General features: G+C 67.5%; 3 protein-coding genes, 1 tRNA gene and 1 pseudogene. 4 read left to right on the top strand and 1 reads right to left on the bottom strand.

Translation table 11 applies throughout. The annotated features are described in order from the left end of the window. The 3 genes from E8A12_RS11825 to E8A12_RS11815 all read left to right on the top strand — a co-directional run. A partial coding sequence (locus tag E8A12_RS11825) for a transferrin receptor-like dimerization domain-containing protein (RefSeq protein WP_293368900.1) occupies nt 1-1,291 on the top strand: 1,291 nt, incomplete at its 5' end. Next, nucleotides 1,281-1,988, top strand: coding sequence for an HAD hydrolase-like protein (locus E8A12_RS11820; protein WP_293368898.1), 708 nt, complete (start codon nt 1,281-1,283; stop codon nt 1,986-1,988). The genes E8A12_RS11825 and E8A12_RS11820, both read left to right, overlap by 11 nt. A 57-nt stretch (nt 1,989-2,045) precedes the next feature. Next, nucleotides 2,046-2,120, top strand: a tRNA-Val gene (locus E8A12_RS11815). A 147-nt stretch (nt 2,121-2,267) separates the two neighbouring features. Here the strand turns inward: E8A12_RS11815 and E8A12_RS11810 are convergent. After that, nucleotides 2,268-2,738: a hypothetical protein gene (locus tag E8A12_RS11810; RefSeq protein ID WP_293368896.1), complete on the bottom strand. Its 471-nt coding sequence runs from the start codon at nt 2,736-2,738 to the stop codon at nt 2,268-2,270. Nucleotides 2,739-3,130: 392 nt separating this feature from the next. On the opposite strand from E8A12_RS11810, the pseudogene E8A12_RS11805 reads away from it, so the two are divergent. Then, nucleotides 3,131-3,289: pseudogene (locus E8A12_RS11805) on the top strand (IS256 family transposase); the annotation flags it as partial. Between the last annotated feature and the right edge of the window lie 9 nt (nt 3,290-3,298).

Raw genomic sequence — 3,298 nt, 5'->3', positions numbered from 1 at the left:
GAAGGGCTCGGAAAGCCCCAACGACTGGATCGTGCGCGGCAACCACCATGACGGCTGGGTGATGGGCGCCTCCGATCCGCTCAGCGGCCAGATCGCGCTCCTGGCCGAAGCCAAGGCGTTTGGCGTGCTGATGAAGGGCGGCTGGAAGCCCAAGCGGACCATCGTCTACACCAGCTGGGACGGCGAAGAACCCGGCCTGCTCGGCTCCACGGAATGGGCCGAGACCCACGCCGACGAACTGAAGGCCAAGGGCGTCGTCTACATCAACTCCGACGGCAACGGCCGCGGCTTCTTCCGCGCCGAGGGCAGCCACGCCTTCCAGCACTTCGTCAATCAGATCAGCGCCGACGTGAAGGACCCTGAGACCGGCGTCTCGGTCCGCGACAGGGCCCGCGCGCGGCTGGCTGTGAGCCTCACCGAAAGCGGTGGCGGGGGCGGCCGCGGCGAAGGCCAGTCGCCGCAGATGAAGGCGGCGGCCAACGATCCCACGAAGGACATCCCGCTCGGCGCCCTGGGCTCGGGCTCGGACTATTCGGCCTTCCTGCAGCACCTTGGCGTACCGTCCATCGACTTCGCCTATGGCGGCGAGGGCGAGAGCGGCGGGGTCTACCACTCGCTCTACGACGACTATCAGCACCACTCGACCTTCGTGGACCCGGGCTTCGTCTATGACGCGACGCTCGCCAAGACCGTCGGCCGCGCGGTCATGCGGCTGGCCGATACGGATCTCCCGGTGCAGCGCTACGGCGACTTCGCCGACACGGTGGCGACCTATCTCGACGAGGTGAAGAAGCTCTCCGACACCACGCGCGACACGGCCCGCACCCAGGCGAAGCTCCTGAGCGGCAACGCCTTCGCGCTGGCCGCCGACCCGACCAAGCCGCACGCCAACCCGGAGCCGCTGAAGGCCTCGCCGACCACGGACTTCGCGGCCCTGGACAGCGCCGTCGCCAAGCTGAAGACCAGCGCAGCAGCCTTCGACTCCGCGCTCGCGGGCAAGGGCGAGGCGTTGACCAAGGCCCAGCGCGTCAAGCTCGACGCGGTGATCCGGCCGCTCGACCAGACCATGCTGCGTCCCGAAGGGCTGCCTGGGCGCGGCTGGTACATGAACATGATCTATGCCCCCGGCCGCTTCACCGGCTATGGCGCCAAGACCCTGCCGGGCGTGCGTGAGGCCATCGAGGAGCGCCGCTTCGACGACGCCCAGAAGTACGTCGGCCTCACCAGCCAGGCGCTCGCCGCCTACGCCGCCGAGCTCGACAAGGCGACTGCCGTCGTCAATGGGAACTGACCGCAAGGTGGCGGCGCTTTCGGGCGCCGTCATCGCCCTCGACCTGGACGGCACCCTCGTCGACACCGCTCACGATCTGGTCGGCACGCTGAACTGGCTGCTCAAGGCCGAGGGCGTCGCGCCGATGGGCCTGGACGAGGCCCGCCCGTTCATCGGCCGCGGCGCCCGCTGGCTGATCGAACGCGGATTCCAGGCGGCCGATGCGCCGCTCGAACCCACGCAGGTCCAGCCCCTCCTCGACCGCTTCCTGGTCCGCTACGAGGCCCACATCGCCGACGAGAGCCGGCCGTTTCCGGGTTGCGTCGTCGCCCTGGAAACGCTCAAGGCGTCCGGCGCGAAGCTCGTGGTCTGCACCAACAAGCTGACCGGCCTCTCCGACACCTTGCTCGACGCGCTGGACATGAGCCGTCTGTTCGCCGCCGTGATCGGCTCCGACCGCGCCCCGGCCATCAAGCCCGACCCGCGCCATCTCCTGACCGCCATCGCCGAGGTCGGCGGCGACCCGGCGCGCGCCATCATGGTCGGCGACGCCGCCACCGACGCCGGCGCCGCGCATGCCGCCAGGGTCCCGCTGATCCTGGTCAGCTTCGGCTACACCGAGACCCCGGCCGGCGAGTTGGGCGCCGATATCGTGATCGACCACTATGAGGAACTTCCAGACGCCTGCATGCGTCTGCTCGGCGCTTGCGAGGCGTAAGGCCTCACGCTATACGCCCACCTCCTCGCGATTAGCGCCAAAGTCTTTGCGCGATAAGGATGCGTAGCTCAGCGGGAGAGCACCTCGTTCACACCGAGGGGGTCACAGGTTCAATCCCTGTCGCATCCACCATCGTTTTCAACGGGTTACAATCTCGCCATGCGAGCGCCACCCTGAAAACCACCACACAACGGTCATTTGCTGCGGCGCCGTAGACAAGAAAAAAGCCCCCGGATCGCTCCGAGGGCTTGTACTCGATAGTCAGATAGAAGTTGGGGGTCAGAGAGCGCGGAGCATCGCCGCGTAGGTCTCCGTCGCGTGGTTGGTGACCGGATCGAGCTCCGGCGCCGGCGGAGCGCCCGGGCCTTGTCTGGGCAATGTGATCACATTGTGCCCCGGACCTCCGCCCTTCAGCGGCTCGGCGGGATAGCCGGGCAACTGCGGCACGATGTCGGCGGCGAACATGACATCGGTGAAGCTGCTGACACGCGCCATGTAGCCGTCAGAGTAGCCGAAACTTCCAGGCTTCGGCGACGCGAACAGCGCCACGTTGAGCGCGCAGGGAACGCCGGTGAGCTCGACTTGCATGTCGGCCGCCAGGTAGGTGGCCAAGGCCGCTCCCAGGCTGTGCCCGGTCAGCCAGATGCGCGTCGAGCCCTTGGCAAGGTCACGATCACCGCGAACATCGAGGAACCGTCCAGGCGGTTTCCCGATAGATCGCAGATGGTCATGCTGGCGTAGACACCCCACAGAAGCCGGAGCCTACGGAGCCATAGCCGCGCGGGTTCGGGATCGGGACGCTGGCCATCGCGTCGTTGACCCACTCCTGCATCGACAGCGTGCCTCGGATCGCGATCAGGGTGTCGCCGATGCTGAAGGGGCCGACGGGCGCGATGCACCGACAGACCAGGCCGTAGTAGCGGTCCTCGGCGTTTGCCAGGAACAGGTCCTTGGCCCTGAACTGCGCCAGGGCCTCGAAATGCTCGGCCGTGATGCAGGAGACCGCTGGGTCACCATTGGGCGGCAGGACGGGGTTCTCGCCGCCGCTGACACGGTGAACTGCTGGTGCAGCACCCGGCGCACGAGGAGCATGGGCTCGGCGATTGCTGCCAGACGGAGATAGTCCTCACCAGCTCGCGGATATCTTCCCCAACGAGGCCGCCATCACCCGCCTGGTCGGCGCGATCCTGCTCGAACAGAACGACGAATGGGCCGTCCAGCGGTCGCGCTACATGACAGTGGAAAGTGTCGTGCCGCGGAGCGACAATCCCTTCGTCAGCTTGCCCATAGGGGCGGCCTGATCGACCCGG

The organism is Phenylobacterium sp. (assembly GCF_004799395.1).
Taxonomy (GTDB): Bacteria; Pseudomonadota; Alphaproteobacteria; order Caulobacterales; family Caulobacteraceae; genus Phenylobacterium.
Note: the sequence above shows the minus strand (reverse complement) of the source record. Positions and strands in the feature narration are given on the sequence as shown.